This is a genomic window from bacterium (assembly GCA_028821235.1).
Lineage (GTDB): Bacteria > Actinomycetota > Acidimicrobiia > Spongiisociales > Spongiisociaceae > Spongiisocius.
Genome location: JAPPGV010000161.1, coordinates 23,842 through 38,781, shown reverse-complemented (window position 1 = coordinate 38,781; position 14,940 = coordinate 23,842). Strand labels below are relative to the sequence as shown.

Below are 14,940 nucleotides of genomic sequence, written 5' to 3'. Positions count from 1 at the left end.
ACTCAGGGGACGGGGTTCCCCGGCCGGTAGGCATCGAGGAAGACCTCCCTCCCCAGCCGGGAGGACTCGTAGATGGCCGCGATTATGGCCAGAGACACCCGGGCGTCCTCACCGGTGAGCACCGGATCACGATCCTCTCGGATGGCGTCGACCATGTCCTGGAGCTGGATCCGGTGGCGGGTCTGCGGGTAGGCCCAGGGATCGTCGATGTCGGTCAACCCGAAGTCCGGGTCCACCTCCACCCGATCCTCGTCACCCTCTACATCCCAGACAAGGAACCTGTCGTACTGGGCGTTGGCGACCACGGTGCCCAGCTCGCCGTGCAGCTCGATCCGGGACTTGAGAGCGGTCCGGACCGAGGAAGTGCTCTCGATGATCCCCATAGCGCCGTTGGTGAAACTGACCACCGCGGTAGCGGTGTCCTCCACCTCGATGTCGTGGAACTGGGTAGCCACCCGGCCCATCACAGACCGCACCGGTCCCATCAGATGCTGCAGGAGGTCGATTATGTGGATGGACTGGGTCATCAGACAGCCCCCGCCCTCGAGCGCCTCGGTTCCCCGCCAGGCGGCAGAGTCGTAATAGGCAGCCGTCCGGCTCGACTTGTCAACCGCGTCGCTCAGGAACACCCGCCCCAGACGACCCGAGTCGACCGCCTCCTTGAGGGTGCGGGCCACCACACCGAAACGCATCTGGAAGACCACCCCGAGCTTGGTGTTGTTCGCCCGGCAGACGGCGATCATCCGATCAGCCCTCTCCAGCGTGGTGTCAAGGGGCTTCTCCACCAAGGCATGCTTGCCGGAGTTCGAGGCGGCGATCGCCACCTCGGCGTGCAGACCGGTGGGAACCGAGACGACCACCACATCGACATCATCGTGTTCCACCAACCGCCGGTAATCGGTGAACCAGTGCCTGGCGTCGTGGGCCTCGGCGAATCCCCGGACGTTGGACTCGTTCCGGCTGCACACCGCCACCAGCTCGGCGCCGTCGACGAAGTCGAGCTCCTTGGCCATGAAGCCACCCGACATACCGGTCCCGACCAGGCCGAAGCCTATGTTGCCGTCTCTCACCGCATCGCCTTCCCGGCCCGAGTGTACCGGCCGGGCCGTACCGCTCCCGGTCGGCCGGGTGGTGTGGTGATCACCCGCCCCGCGGCGTCGGGGGACTAATCATCCCAACTGGCGCCCAGACCCGCCTACGCTCTGGTAACCATGCGAATCCTCTTGCTGAACGGCCCCAACCTCAACCTCCTGGGCACGCGCGCCCCGGAGGTCTACGGCTCGGACACGCTCGAAGACGTGGCCGAGCAGTGCCACGCGCACGCGGCCCGGCTCGGTCATCGCCTCGAGGACTTCCAGTCCAATCACGAGGGAGAGTTGATCGACGCCATTCACGCCGCGCGGGAGACCGCTGACGGGATCGTTTTCAACCCCGGCGCCTTCTCCCACACCAGCTATGCCCTCCACGACGCCATAGAGGCGGTCGGGATCCCCACCGTAGAGATCCATATCTCCAATGTTCGGGAACGCGAGCCATGGCGGCGCATCTCCGTGACCGAGCCGGCCTGCGCGTACCAGATCTTCGGCCGGGGCGTCACCGGCTACCTGGACGCCATTTCCCATCTCCACTACCGGGCGGCCCATCCCCCTCTCATCCTGGCCTACGGGCCGCACCCCGACCAGGTGGCCGATCTGCGGCTTCCCGATGCTCCCGGACCCCACCCGGTGGCGATCCTGGTCCACGGTGGCGGATGGGCGGACCCCTACACCCGTGACCTGATGGACGGGGCCGCGGTCGACCTGGCCGCGAGGGGAACGGCCACCTGGAATATCGAGTACCGGCGGATCCCACCGGTGGGCGGTTGGCGGGACTCCATGGCGGACGTTACCGCCGCGGTCGGCGCCCTGTCCTCCATCTCCGGCGACCATCGCCTCGACCTGGACCGGGTGACGGTGATCGGGCACTCCGCCGGCGCCCAACTGGGATTCTTCGCCGCCAAGACCGCCTCCGTGCGTCCGGCCGGCTTCGTCACGCTGGCGGGAATGCTCGACCTGGAGAACGTCGGTTCCGGTTTCGACGGGCTCATCTCGGCCTTCCTGGGCGACGACCGCCACGCTCGCCTCCCGGCGGTCGACCCCATCCGTGCCCTTCCCTCCGGTGTCCCGACGGTGGCGGTGCACGGCCTCATGGACCGGTCGGTAGCGCCGGAGCAGAGCCGCCGCTTCGTCAAGGCGGCCTTGGCGGCCGGCGACCGATCCCACCTGGTCGAGGTACTGGAGGCCGACCACATGGACGTGATCTCGCCCCTCGCCGCCGGATGGGAGGAGGTGGCGCACGCCTGCCTGGGCGCCTAGCCGGCGCCCTAGGCGAGGGCCGCCTCCCCGAAGATGCCCCTCACCTCGGCGTAGAGCGAGGACGACAGTTCCACTTTCTCGTCGAGCTGGAAGACCTTCCGACTCTCCCCGGCGGTGAGGTCGATGTAGACCGGCGCCGGCCCCGGATGGTTGGACACCACCTGCTTGAGCTCGCGCAGCGACTCCATGAAGGCATCCTGATCCGTTAGCGCCCGGCGGGGCTCCAGGCGCAGCCTGAGGTCGCTGTCGGGGACGAGCTTGGGTCTGGTGATTCGGAAGGCCCGGACCTTCACCTCATCCCGGTTGCTCAGCCTGCCCTCCACCACCATGATGGCGTCCTCCTCCAGAATCTCGTCGGCCGAGGCCAGGGTCTTCGCAAACACCACCACCTCGACCGAGCTGTCGAGGTCCTCGATGTTGAAGTAGGCCATCTGCTCCCCCGAGCTGGTGTAGCGGCGGGTGATTCCGCTGACGATCCCGCCGACCCTCACCCGCTCCCCGTCCGCCAGCGCCGCCAGCCCGGACACGGTCGCGTTGGTGTGCTGCGCCAGGGCCCGGCCCAGACCGTTCAGCGGATGGTCCGATACGTAGAGGCCCAGCATCTCCTTCTCGTGGGCCAGCAGGACGAACTTGTTCCACTCATCCTCCGGAATCGCCACCTCGTCGAACTCCGGAACCTCGGCTTCCCCGCCGAACAAGCTGAACTGACCCGCCTCCTCGTGCCGCCTCCGCGCCAGCGTACGCTCGATCATCAACTCCGCCACCTCGTTCAGGCCTCTTCGGGTGTGCCCCAGGTCTTCGAAGGCGCCCGCCCTGATCAGCGAGGCCACCACCCGCTTGTTGAGGGCCGTGGCCTCCACCCGGTTGGCGAAGTCCTGGAAGTCCGCGAAGGCGCCCCCGGCGTGGCGGGCCTCGATGATCTTCTCCACCACCGCCGACCCGACGTTCCGCACCCCGGAGAGTCCGAACACGATCCTGCCGTCCCGGACGGTGAAGTCGCTCTCGGAGGCGTTGACCGACGGCGCCGACACCTCCAGCCCCATCACTCGGCACTCGCTCAGGTACAGGCGGTTACGGTCCTTCTCCCGGTGCGACGACGTGAGCAGGGCGGCCATGTATTCGGCCGGGAAGCGAACCTTGAGGTAGGCGGTCTGGTAGGCCAGCAGGCCGTAGGCGGCGCTGTGCGACTTGTTGAAGCCATAACCGGCGAAGCCCTCGATCGAGTCGAACAGCTCTCCCCCGAACTCCGGCGTGTTGCCGCCCGCCACCACGCCGGCCACGAACTTGTCCCGTTCCTGCTCCATGATGGCGGGGATCTTCTTGCCCATGGCCTTGCGGAGGGCGTCGGCGTCGGCCATGGAGTACCCCGCGATGTCGCGGGCGATCTGCATGACCTGTTCCTGGTAGATCATGAGGCCGTAGGTCTCGCTCAGCACGCCCTCGGTGGCCGGATGGGGATAATCCACCTTGCTGCGCCGGTTCTTGCGGTTGGCGTAGGCGTGGTGCCAGTCGTTCGACATCGGGCCGGGCCGGTACAGGGCCACGAGGGCGATCATGTCCTGGAATCGGTCCGGCCGTAGGCTCCTGATCAGGGAGCGCATGGCGGTACCTTCCAGCTGGAAGACACCGATGGTGTCGCCTCTGCAGAGCATCTCGTAGGTGTCGGCATCGTCCAGGGGGACCCGGTCGATGTCGGGCCGGTCCCCGGTGCTCCGTTCGATCAGGTCCAGCGTCCGGTCGATGGTCGACAGCGTGCGCAGGCCGAGAATGTCCATCTTGAGCAGGCCCAGCTTCTCGATGGCATGCATCTCGTACTGGGTGACCACCTCGGCGTCCTCGCCCTTGCGCTGCACCGGCACCAGGTCGGTGAGCGGCCGGGGAGCGATCACCACCGCCGCGGCGTGGATCGAGTCCTGGCGGCGGAGCCCTTCCAGACCCCGCGCGGTGTCCAGGACCAGGCGGGCGTCCTCCTTGTCCCGGTAGTCCTCCCGCAGCCCGGCGGCGTTGGCATACCACTCCTTGGTGATCCCATCGGCATCGTGGGCCGGGGGGTTGAAGCAGATGTCGAGCGATGCCTCCCGTCCCAGGACCGGATCCGGCATCAGCTTGGCCAGGCGGTCCCCCATCGCGTACGGGAAACCCTGGACCCGGGCCGAGTCACGAATAGCCTGCTTCCCCTTGATCGTGGAGAAGGTGACGATCTGGGCCACGTGATCGGATCCGTACTTGTCGGCCGCGTACCGGATGATGTCGCCCCGGAAACGCTCGTCGAAGTCCATGTCGATGTCCGGCATCTCGCGCCGGCCGGGGTTGAGGAAGCGCTCGAAGATCAGGCCGTACCCGATCGGGTCCAGATCGGTGATACCCAGCGAGTAGGCCACGATCGACCCGGCCGCCGAGCCCCGCCCCGGGCCGACCCTGATCAGGCGCGACCTCGCGTAGCGCACCAGGTCCCACACGATCAGGAAGTAGTCGGGGAAGCCCATGTCCTCGATGATCCGCATCTCGTGCTCTATGCGCTGCCCGACCTCGCCGCCGGTCCGGCCCTCGTAGCGGCGGCGAGCGCCCTCGGTCACCAACTCCCGCAGGTAGGACATGGCCGTGTGGCCGTCCGGGACCGGAAAGTGGGGCAGGAGCAACTGGTCGAAGTCCAGATCCACGTTCACGCGCTCGGCGATCAGGAGCGTGTTGTCGCACGCATCGGGATAAGTGTCCTCCGGGAACCGGTCCCGCATCTCCCGAGGGGTCTTCAGATAGAACTCCTCGCCCTCGAAACGGAGGCTCCGGTCCGGGTCCCCCATGGTCGACCCCGTCTGGATGCAGAGCAGGACATCGTGGGCGGCCGCCTCGTCCTGGCGGGTGTAGTGGGCATCGTTGGTGGCCAGGAGCGGAGCGCCGACCCGCTGCGAGATCTCCACCAGGTCGGGGAGGATGCGCTGCTGGCTCTCCAGGCCGAGGTCGTGGAGCTCGATGAAGAACCGGTCCCGGCCGAAGATGTCCTGGTAGAGGCCGGCTGCCTCCACGGCTTTCTCCAAGTCCCGCCGGCCGCCACCGTACCCGTCCTCTCGCGGCGCGTCCGGGGCCAGCAGCGTCGGCACATGACCGGACAGGCAGCCACTGGTGGCGATGATGCCCTCGGCATACTCGGCCAGCAGCTCGTGGTCCATGCGGGGCTTGTAGTAGTAACCCTCCAGGAAGGCCCTGCTGACCAGCTTGACCAGGTTGGAGTAGCCGGTCTGCGTCTCGGCCAGCAGGGTGATGTGATGGCGGACGTTGTCGGGCCCGGTGGGCCGATCGAAGCGGGAGCCGGTGGTCAGGTAGCCCTCCACGCCGAGAATCGGCTTGATGCCTGCCGCGGTGGCGGCCCGGTAGAAGTCGACCGCGCCGTAGAGCACGCCGTGATCAGTCAGGCCCAGCGCCGGCTGGCCGTCTGATACGACCGCCGCTACGGCGTCTTCGATCCGCGCTGCGCCGTCGAGCATCGAGAACTCGCTGTGCACGTGGAGGTGGACGAAACCGTTACTCGCCATGCCCCATCCTTGACCGCTATCCGTCGACCGGTCAGGGGCACCCAGCGATCCGAAACACTAGCGAACTCCGGCGCGTCAACCTGGCTTGTTCGGGATTATTCCCGCGGCACCTCTCCCTCGGCGGGCCTACCGAGGGCTTCGAGGCTCGACCGGAGATCGGAGGTAAGGGGCACCTCCACGTCGAGGTCCTGGCGGGTGACCGGGTGGACGAGACCGAGCCGGTGGGCATGGAGCCATACGCGCCCCGGATCGACGCCGGCCCGGGCGGGCCGCCCGTAGACCCGATCCCCCACCACCGGCCGGTCGATCGAGCCCAGATGCACCCGGATCTGGTGGGTACGCCCCGTCTCGAGAGTCACCTCCAGCAGGCTCAGCACGGGACGGTCCCACGTGGCCAGCCAGCGGTAGTGCGTGACGGCGGGCTTGCCGCCGGGACCCACGAACCGTCTCGTCCGCCGCCGATCGATCGGCGCCTCGATCGTCCCGGAGGCGACGGCGAAGCCGCCGTGGGTGAGCGTGAGGTAGCGGCGGCGCACCTCCCTGGCGGCCATCGCCTCGGTCAGGCGACGGTGCGCGAGCGGGTGCCGGGCGATGAGGATGGCCCCCGAGGTGTCCATGTCAAGGCGGTGAACTATCCCCCACCGCGGGTACTCACCAACCCCCTCGACCTCAGGCCACCGATGGAGAAGCGCCGAGACCAGCGTCGCCTCGACGTGTCCGGGCCCCGGATGGGTGACCATCCCCGCGGGCTTGCCGATCACCGCCAGGTAGCGGTCCTCGTAGCGGACGTCCAACTCGACGGGATACGGTCGCAACGGGGCGGTCTCGGGAGGCACGAACCAGAGGCCGTCACCGGCGCCGAGCCGGGTGCTGGGCCGGCCTCCACTGTCCGGCCCGGCTGCTGTCAGCCCCGCTCCGCCGGACTCGATCATCCGCCTGGCTCTCGCCCTGCTCACCCCGGCCAGCCGGGCCAGGATCAGGTCGAAGCGGGCGCCGTCCAGGGATTCGGGGACGGTCAGATGCGTCTGGCCGCCCATACGAGGATCACCACGCCCACCGTGATGGAGGAGTCGGCAACGTTGAAGGTGGGCCAGAAGCTGAAGTCGATGAAGTCTGTGACCGCGCCGGACATCCATGGTCCGCCCAGGAGCCGATCGACGAGGTTTCCGATCGCCCCGCCGAGCACCAGACCCAACCCCACCAACTCGGTGGTGCTCCTGGTGCGCTCCACCATTACCAGGATCAGGAACGCCACCACGACGGCGGCCAACCCCAACCAGGACCCGTAACCCTGGAACAGGGAGAAGGCCGCCCCCGAGTTCTCGGTGACCGCGAGCCGGAACCAGCCGGGAATGATCACGAGGTTCTGGTCGGCCAGCGCCGTTCGCGCCCAGAGCTTGCTGATCTGATCGGCTACCAGAACGGCCCCGCCCAGGAGGCCGGCATTGATGCGTCGGCTGCTCAGCGCCGCCGCGACGCGCACTTCACGCACAGGCTGGTCTGCGGAAGGGCCCGCAGGCGCGCCACCGGGATGGTGCCTCCACAGACTCGACACTCGCCGTAGGTACCGTCCTCCAGTGCCTGCAGCGCGCTGCGGACCTGGCCGAGCAGGTCACGGCTGTTGCGGTCCACCGACAACTCCTTCTCGAACTCGAAGGCCATCGAGCCGCCATCGGCCGAGTCCGGATCGGGTCTGCGCTCGGCCGCGGTCTCGGCCATCCTGACCTCGCTCCGCTCGGCTTCGTGGTCGGCGATCACCGAGACGAGGCTCCGCTCCTTCTCCTCGAGGAGCCTCTTGAAACGTGCGAGTGTGGACTCGGCCAGCTTGCGGCGAGATGCCATACCGCTCTTCCTCCGGGCGCGACTGTGGGGCCGACTGAAGGTAGCAGGTCCGTGACCCAGCCGCAGGCATCGCTCCGGCCCGCCGGCCGGGTTCCGTCACCACCAGCAGCTACGGGTACGATGGCGCCCGCCAGCTATTCCCAGGATCATGCCAGGTAGCCAACCCGACTCCCCGCCGGTCTCCGACTTCACCCGGGTGCCTCCCGGTCTCGACCTCCCGGCACTCGACGCGCGCATCCTGGAGCGTTGGGACGAGACCGGCGCCTTCCACGCCTCCGTAGAGATGCGACCGCGCGAGCACGAGTACACGTTCTACGACGGACCCCCGTTCGCCTCCGGGAGCCCCCATTACGGCCACATCCTGGCCGGGATCATCAAGGACATCGTCCCTCGCTACTGGACCATGCGAGGGCACCGGGTGGAGCGCCGCTTCGGCTGGGACACCCACGGCCTGCCGGTCGAGATGGAGGTCGAGCAGCAACTCGGCATCTCGGGCCCCCGCCAGATCGAGGATCTCGGCGTGACCGTCTTCAACGACGCCTGCCGCCGGATGGTCGAGGTCACCACCGCTGACTGGGAGGGCATAACCCGCCGCATCGGCCGCTGGGTCGACTTCAGGAACGACTACAAGACCATGGACCCCGAGTTCATGGAGAGCGTCTGGTGGGTATTCCGGGCCCTGTGGGACAAGGGCCTGGTCTACCGGGCCTTCAAGGTACTTCCCTACTCGTGGGCCGCCGGGACCACCCTGTCCAACTTCGAGGTGAGCCTGGGCGGCTATCGCGACCACCCCGATCCCGCCATCACGGTCCGCCTGGAGATCCTCGAGGCCCCTGACCCGAGCGGGCCGGCCCGCCCCGGCGACTACCTGACCATCTGGACCACCACTCCCTGGACGCTTCCCGGCAACCTGGCGGTCGCGGTCGGCCCGGATATCGAGTACGTGGCGGTCGAGGACCGCGGTGACCGCCACTGGGTGGCTGCCCGCCGGGTGGAGGAGGTCTTCGGCGAGGCCCGCCGGCCGGCTGCGGTCGCCTCCGGCACCGAGCTGCTCGGCGTGCGTTACCGGCCGCCCTTCGCCTACTTCGAGGATCGGCACACCCGCGGGGCCTTCCGGGTTATTCGCAGCCCCTCGGTGACCACCGACGAGGGGACCGGCCTGGTCCACATGGCGCCCGCCTACGGCGAGGAGGACCTCTACGCGCTGGCGGACGCAGACCTGGATGTGATCGTCGATCCCGTCGACCTCGAGGCGAGGTTCACCGCCGCCACCCCCGACCTGGCCGGGGTCCATGTGTTCGAAGCGGCCGACGCCATCATCGGCCTGCTTCAGGAATCGGGAGCGCTGCTGAAGAACGAGCGGATCGTCCACTCCTACCCCTTCTGCTACCGCACCGATCAGCCGCTCATCTACAAGGCCATCCCGACCTGGTTCGTGCGCGTCGAGGCGATCCGCGACCGGATGGTGGAGCTGAACGGGTCGATCCACTGGGTGCCGGGGCCGGTGGGGGCCAACCGGTTCGGGAACTGGCTGGAGGACGCCCGGGACTGGGCGGTCTCCCGCAACCGGTTCTGGGGGAGCTGCATCCCGGTGTGGGAATGCGATTCCTGCGGCCATCAGGAATGCATGGGTAGCCGGGAAGATCTGGCCGAACGGACCGGCGTCTGGTTGGAGGACCTCCACAAGCACGTGGTGGATGAGGTGACCTATCCGTGCCCGTCATGCTCGAACGGGGGCGTCATGGTCCGCGTGCCCGAAGTGCTGGACTGCTGGTTCGAGTCCGGGTCGATGCCTTACGCCCAGTATCACTACCCCTTCGAGAACGAGGAACGCTTCCCGCGGACCTTCCCAGCCGACTTCATCGCCGAGGGTCTCGACCAGACGCGGGGATGGTTCTACACCCTTCACGTGCTGGCCGCCGCCCTGTTCGACGAGGTGGCTTTCCGCAACTGCGTTGTCAACGGCATGATCCTGGCCGAGGACGGGCGCAAGATGTCGAAGCGCCTGAAGAACTACCCCGAGCCCTCCGCGGTTCTGGACCGGTACGGGGGAGACGCCGTCCGGGCCTACCTGATCGACTCGCCGGTGCTCCGCGCCGAGCCACTCCGCTTCTCCGAGGCGGGGGTACGCGAGGTGGTGCGGACCGTGATACTGCCGTTCTGGAACGCCTATTCCTTCTTCACCACCTATGCCGAGGCGGACGGTATCCGGTTCCAAGACCTCCGGTCGGCGCCCGCCCCCGCCGACCGGCCCGAGATCGACCGCTGGATACTGAGCGTCCTGCAGTCGCTGATCCGGCGGACCAACGAGTTGATGGAGGGCTACTACCTGTACGCCGTGGTGGGCCCTGCGCTCGGCTTCGTCAACGACCTGACCAACTGGTACGTCCGAAGGTCCAGGCGCCGGTTCTGGCGGGCTCGTGAGGGCAACGAGGCCGACAAGCAAGCCGCCTTCGCCACCCTCTACGAGGTGCTGGTGACCTTCAGCCGCCTGCTGGCGCCCGTCCTGCCCTTCATAACCGAGGAGATCCACGCCGGCCTGGTCCCGGAAGCCTCCAGCGTCCATCACACCGACTACCCGGTGGTGGACGAGGGCGCGATCGACGAGGACCTCGAACGGACGATGGACGTGGCCCGCACGGTGGTGACGCTCGGGCGGTCGCTCCGTTCGGATCACTCGATCGGCGTTCGCCAGCCGCTGGCGCGGCTGGCGGTCATCACGCGCGATCCGGAGGTGACGGCCGCGGTTCGTCGTCACGGCGCGGTGATCGCCGAGGAGTTGAACGTCAAGGAGATCGGCACCCGTGATGACGAGCTGTCGGTGGTCGAGTTGGCGGCCAAGGCCAACTACAAGCGCCTCGGTCCCCGCCTCGGCGCCGCGGTCCGGGAGGTCGCCGCCGCGCTGGCCGCCCTGCCCTCGGAACAGGTGGCGTCCCTGCTCGAGGCCGGCGGGATGACCGTCGCCGGGCACGAGTTGAGCGCCGACGACGTGGTCATCACCAGGAACCCCCGTCCGGGATTGGCGGTGGCATCGGATGGCTCGCTGTCGGTGGCGCTCGACACGGTGCTGACCGGCGAGCTACGGAGCGAGGGCCTGGCCCGCGAGGTGGTGTCACGGATCCAGCGCGCCCGACGCGACCTCGGGCTCGAGGTGACCGACCGGATCCGGCTCCGGTACCACACCGAGGACGACCTCCTCTACGAGGCCATCGACACCCATGCCGACTTCATCGCCGGCGAGGTGCTGGCGGTGGCGATCCTCTCCGGACCCATGGAGGGCGGGACCAGATTCGAGATCGGCCAGAGCACCCTGTCGGTGCGCCTCGAGAAGGCCGGCTAGCCCTCTAGCCGAATCGGCGGGGCGAGAAAGGATCCAGCTCGAGGTCGGTGGGTCGGTCGCAGACGGTCTGGGCCACCAGCCGGCCGGTCACCGGCCCGAGCGACAGGCCGAGCTTGCCGTGCCCGACGGCGTAGGTGACGTTGCGCCAGCCGGGCGACCGACCGATTATGGGAAGCCCGTCGGGCGTAACCGGTCGCAGACCGGCCCATCTCTCCAGCACGGTGAGCTCGGGATCGAGCCGCACGCGGGATCGGACGTTCGCCTCGATCTGCGCCAGCCGCCGGAGCGAGGGCCGGGTATCGAGGCGCCCCAGTTCCAGCCAGCCGCTCATCCTCAGCAGGTCTCCCATCGGGTTCACCGCCACCCACCTGTCTCCTATCAGGAGGTTGGTGCGAGGGCCCCGGCGAGGCGCCGCCACCGTCATGCTGTATCCCTTGCCGGCCTGTATGGGTACCGACTCGCCGAGCAGCGTGGCCACCCCGGGGGTCCACGCGCCGGTGGCTATCACGACCTCGTCAGCCGCCAGGTCGCCCCGCGAGGTCACCAGCCTGTCCACCGCGCCGTCCGAGGTCCGGAAGTCCAGCAACGTCGTCCGGGGGACGAACACCACCCCGCGTCCCGACAGCACCGACACGATTCCGGCCATGAAGCGGGCGGGATCCAGACCGGCGTCGTCCACGCACCGGAACCCCCCGATGATGCCCTCGTCCAGCGCCGGCTCCCGCTCGCGGAGTTCGGCGGCGCCGTATCTCTCGATGGCCACGCCGTGACGCTCCATCGTGTCGGCCTCGTGCCGCGCCGCGGCGAAGGCCCCGGGGTCTCCGTAGACGTGATAGAGCCCGAGCCGGCGGTAGCCGCACTCGATCCCGTCCCGTTCGATCCACTCCACCGCCAGGTCAGCGCTCAAGAACCCGAGGGCGCGCAGGGCGACAGCCCCGGCCTCGGCTGCACGGGAAGTGCATTTGAGCGCGAACCGGACCATCCAGCGCAGGTACGACGGGTCGACGGACGGACGCACCGTCACCGGCCCGGTGCGCCGGATCATCCCCCGCACCACACCGGACAGCACGCCGGGGGCGGCCATGGGGATCAGATGACTCGGGGTGATCAGCCCGGCGTTGCCCGCGGCGCTACCGCGTGCGATCGGTCCCCCGTCGATCACGACCACCTGGCGGCCGTGCGCCGCCAACTCGTACGCTACGCACAACCCGACCACGCCGCCCCCGATCACCGCCACGTCGGCGCGCCGGGGCAGGGATGTCACGGGAGGCGACCCCTCGGAGGACGGAAGCGGCATCTGGAACCCCTCGGCGGACCGCTGTTCAACGCGGGACGGGACCGTCCTGCTGCGCTCCGGGGGTCATCGCGGCGCGGAATTGGTCCAGCAGGTGTTCACCCGCCTCCAGCACGTTCTCGACCATCTGCTCCGATGTCCGGGCGGCCTCGTCGATCATGTCCCGAACCCGGGCCACCGCCTCATCGGCCTGGACGGTCACCACGGTCCGGGCCTTGCCGGAACCCTCGGCGATCCGGTTCTCCCGGCATTCGTCGAGCGCCGTCCGCAACCGGCCGACCTCACGCTGCAGCCGATCATGTTGGCCCTCGTACTCGGAGATCGTCTTGACCACGATCTCGAGAAAGGCGTCCACCTCGTCCGCGGCGTATCCGCGCAGGGCGACCGAGAACTTGACCGCCTGGACCTCGTTCGAAGTTATCCGCATACCAGCCTCGTCATCCGCATATGATCCTCGCCACGATCATTATCGCCACTATCAGGATGATCGGGGACAGGTCCAGCCTGACCCCACCCACAGGAATGGCGGGAAGGGACCGCCGGAGCGGCCGGAGCGGCGGATCCACGATCCGCGAGAGCACCGCCACCGCGCGGCCGACCGGGTGATCCCCGGGAACCTCGACCCAACTCAGCACGGCCCGGGCGACGATCGCAACCACGTAGAGCTGCAGCAGATTGCAGATCAGCCGGATCAAGCCCGCCTCAGACGTCGATGTCGTACAGGCCCAGGGAGGCCAGGCGCTGTAGCTCCTGCCGGGTGATCGTCACCCTCGGAGGGCGCACCAGCAAGACTCCCGCGGCCGGTTTCTGGATCGTCCCCTCCAGCGCGTACACCAGTCCGCACAGGAAGTCGACCAACCTCCGTACCGTCGGAGGATCGAGGCTCTTCAGGTTCACCACCACCGGAACCTGTTCCCGGAGCACGTCGGCGACCTTCCTCACGTCATCGAAGCCGCGGGCCTCGAGTATCTCGGTGTAGCTGGCCGAGATGACGGCCGCCTCCGGACCCCGCACGATGACATCCGAGTCACCCCGGGCGGAAACCACCGCAGGCCGCTGGTAGGGGGGGACCGGCTCGGCGATCCGTGAGCTCCGGTCTCCCGATGTGGGTGGCTGGTCGTCCACTATGCGGAACTGGCTCCGCGGCGGAGGCCGGCGGCTGGGCATATCGGGCCTGGTTCCATAACCAGGGTTCAGGGCGGGCTCTCCTTCGTCCACGAGACCCATCCATGTCAGCAGTTTGTTCATGGCGCTCATTTCTGTACCGCGACGGCTCAGACCCCAAAGATAGCCCGTCCGATGCGGACGATGGTGGATCCTTCCTCGATCGCCACCTCGAAATCGTCCGTCATCCCCATGCTAAGGGCCATCGGCCGCTCCAACCGGGCGGACAACTCGTCCCTGATCTCACGCATACGGACGAAGTAGGGCCGGGAATCCTCGGGTATGGCGCCCATCGGAGGTATCGCCATCACCCCGGTCAGCGGGACCCCCGCCGACTCCCACCGCTCGAAAGTCTCGACCACGAGTCGGGGGTCGACTCCAGACTTCTGGGGCTCCTGCCCGATATTGACCTGGAGCAGGGTCGGTGGGGGCCGGTCCTCTCCCCGCAGCCACGGCTTCACCAGCCGGTCCCGGTCGAAGGAATGCAAGAGCGACACCAAGGGCCGGACGATGCGCACCTTGTTGGTCTGGAGCGGACCCACGAAGTGCCACTCGAGGTTGCTCGGGAGCCGGCCGGCCTTCGACGCCAACTCCTGCCCCCGGTTCTCCCCGAACACCCGATGTCCGGCGGCGACGGCTTCCTCCAGTACGGCGGGTGGGCGGCCCTTGCCGATCGCCACGATCTTCACGTCGTCGCGGTCCCGGCCCGAGCGGCGCGCAGCCTCATCGACGCGCCGGACGACCTCGCGGAGACGGGCGGCAACGCTCACGGTATCCATCCCAGGGCCGCCAGCCGGTGCTCGGTGCGGTCGGCCCGGAACGAGAACCAGCCCTCCTCGCAGCGAGTACACGCCTCGACCGACCACCATTCGGCCTCCGGGACCTGTTCCCGGACGGCGGTCGCCAGATCCACCGTCGTCATGCCGCCGATGGACTTGACGTGGCGGTCATGGAACAACCCGGCGACCTCCGGCCCGACCTCGAAACAGCATGGCCCGATCAGCGGGCCCGTGGCCGCCCTCAGCACCGGGCCTGGCCGCCTGCCCAGGCCCTCCAGACGGCGGGCTGCCGCAGCCACCACGCCTGCCACCACCCCCCTCCATCCGGCGTGAGCGACACCCACGGCATCCTCGGTCTCGAGGACCACGCCCACGCAGTCGGCGGTCATCACCGCCAGCGGGAGATCCCGGATGCCGGAGACCAGGGCATCGCCCGGGCCGGCGCGGCCCGGTTCGGTAGCGGTCAGGACGTCCGATCCATGAACCTGCCGGAGCGAAGCCCATTCCGCCCGGATCCCGAGCGTCCCTGACACTTCCCCGCGATCGCCGGACAACATGTCGCCCGCCGCGGCCGTGGTGAAAGCGGCGCCGCGGAACCCGGGAGGCCGGATCAGCATGGTCAACCCGCCGGGGTCTC

13 protein-coding genes and 1 pseudogene are annotated in these 14,940 nt (G+C 68.4%); 3 read left to right on the top strand and 11 right to left on the bottom strand.

Translation table 11 applies throughout. From position 1 onward, the window contains the following. Positions 1-2 precede the first annotated feature (2 nt). Positions 3-1,070, bottom strand: a complete 1,068-nt coding sequence (locus tag OXK16_16665) for a Gfo/Idh/MocA family oxidoreductase (protein MDE0377573.1) — start codon at positions 1,068-1,070, stop codon at positions 3-5. 141 nt (positions 1,071-1,211) lie between these two features. Here OXK16_16665 and aroQ point away from each other — a divergent pair. Then, a pseudogene (gene aroQ, locus OXK16_16660) lies at positions 1,212-1,625 on the top strand (type II 3-dehydroquinate dehydratase). 57 nt (positions 1,626-1,682) lie between these two features. Further along, positions 1,683-2,354 carry an alpha/beta hydrolase gene (locus OXK16_16655; protein ID MDE0377572.1) on the top strand — a complete coding sequence of 224 codons (672 nt, stop codon included), beginning with the start codon at positions 1,683-1,685 and terminating at the stop codon, positions 2,352-2,354. 8 nt (positions 2,355-2,362) lie between these two features. Here OXK16_16655 and dnaE read toward each other — a convergent pair whose 3' ends face one another. The 4 genes from dnaE to OXK16_16635 form a co-directional block, all read right to left on the bottom strand. Further along, positions 2,363-5,884: a DNA polymerase III subunit alpha gene (gene dnaE / locus OXK16_16650; protein MDE0377571.1), complete on the bottom strand. Its 3,522-nt coding sequence runs from the start codon at positions 5,882-5,884 to the stop codon at positions 2,363-2,365. 95 nt (positions 5,885-5,979) lie between these two features. Further along, positions 5,980-6,921 carry an RluA family pseudouridine synthase gene (locus OXK16_16645; protein MDE0377570.1) on the bottom strand — a complete coding sequence of 314 codons (942 nt, stop codon included), beginning with the start codon at positions 6,919-6,921 and terminating at the stop codon, positions 5,980-5,982. Beyond that, on the bottom strand, positions 6,900-7,376 hold the full coding sequence (lspA, locus tag OXK16_16640) for a signal peptidase II (protein ID MDE0377569.1): 477 nt from the start codon (positions 7,374-7,376) through the stop codon (positions 6,900-6,902). Before lspA ends, OXK16_16645 begins: the two co-directional genes overlap by 22 nt. Beyond that, entirely contained in the window at positions 7,346-7,726 is a 381-nt protein-coding gene (locus OXK16_16635; protein ID MDE0377568.1) for a TraR/DksA C4-type zinc finger protein, read from the bottom strand. The genes lspA and OXK16_16635 overlap by 31 nt, the downstream gene beginning before the upstream one ends. 148 nt (positions 7,727-7,874) lie before the next feature. Between OXK16_16635 and ileS the strand changes: the two genes are divergently transcribed. Next, positions 7,875-11,066, top strand: a complete 3,192-nt coding sequence (gene ileS, locus OXK16_16630) for an isoleucine--tRNA ligase (GenBank protein ID MDE0377567.1) — start codon at positions 7,875-7,877, stop codon at positions 11,064-11,066. Positions 11,067-11,070: 4 nt separating this feature from the next. Here ileS and OXK16_16625 read toward each other — a convergent pair whose 3' ends face one another. From OXK16_16625 to OXK16_16600, 6 genes are read right to left on the bottom strand one after another with little or no spacing between them, the layout of a single operon-like run. Beyond that, positions 11,071-12,330, bottom strand: coding sequence for an FAD-dependent oxidoreductase (locus OXK16_16625; protein MDE0377566.1), 1,260 nt, complete (start codon positions 12,328-12,330; stop codon positions 11,071-11,073). 58 nt (positions 12,331-12,388) lie between these two features. Continuing rightward, on the bottom strand, positions 12,389-12,787 hold the full coding sequence (locus tag OXK16_16620; GenBank protein MDE0377565.1) for a DivIVA domain-containing protein: 399 nt from the start codon (positions 12,785-12,787) through the stop codon (positions 12,389-12,391). Positions 12,788-12,797: 10 nt separating this feature from the next. Then, complete coding sequence (locus OXK16_16615) at positions 12,798-13,055, bottom strand: YggT family protein (protein MDE0377564.1); 258 nt, start codon at positions 13,053-13,055, stop codon at positions 12,798-12,800. Between the two features lie 7 nt (positions 13,056-13,062). Beyond that, a complete protein-coding gene (locus OXK16_16610) occupies positions 13,063-13,608 on the bottom strand; it encodes a cell division protein SepF (GenBank protein ID MDE0377563.1) in 546 nt (181 codons plus the stop codon). A gap of 26 nt (positions 13,609-13,634) precedes the next feature. Beyond that, positions 13,635-14,294: a YggS family pyridoxal phosphate-dependent enzyme gene (locus tag OXK16_16605; GenBank protein ID MDE0377562.1), complete on the bottom strand. Its 660-nt coding sequence runs from the start codon at positions 14,292-14,294 to the stop codon at positions 13,635-13,637. Continuing rightward, positions 14,291-14,920, bottom strand: a complete 630-nt coding sequence (locus OXK16_16600; protein MDE0377561.1) for a polyphenol oxidase family protein — start codon at positions 14,918-14,920, stop codon at positions 14,291-14,293. Before OXK16_16600 ends, OXK16_16605 begins: the two co-directional genes overlap by 4 nt. Positions 14,921-14,940: the final 20 nt, after the last annotated feature.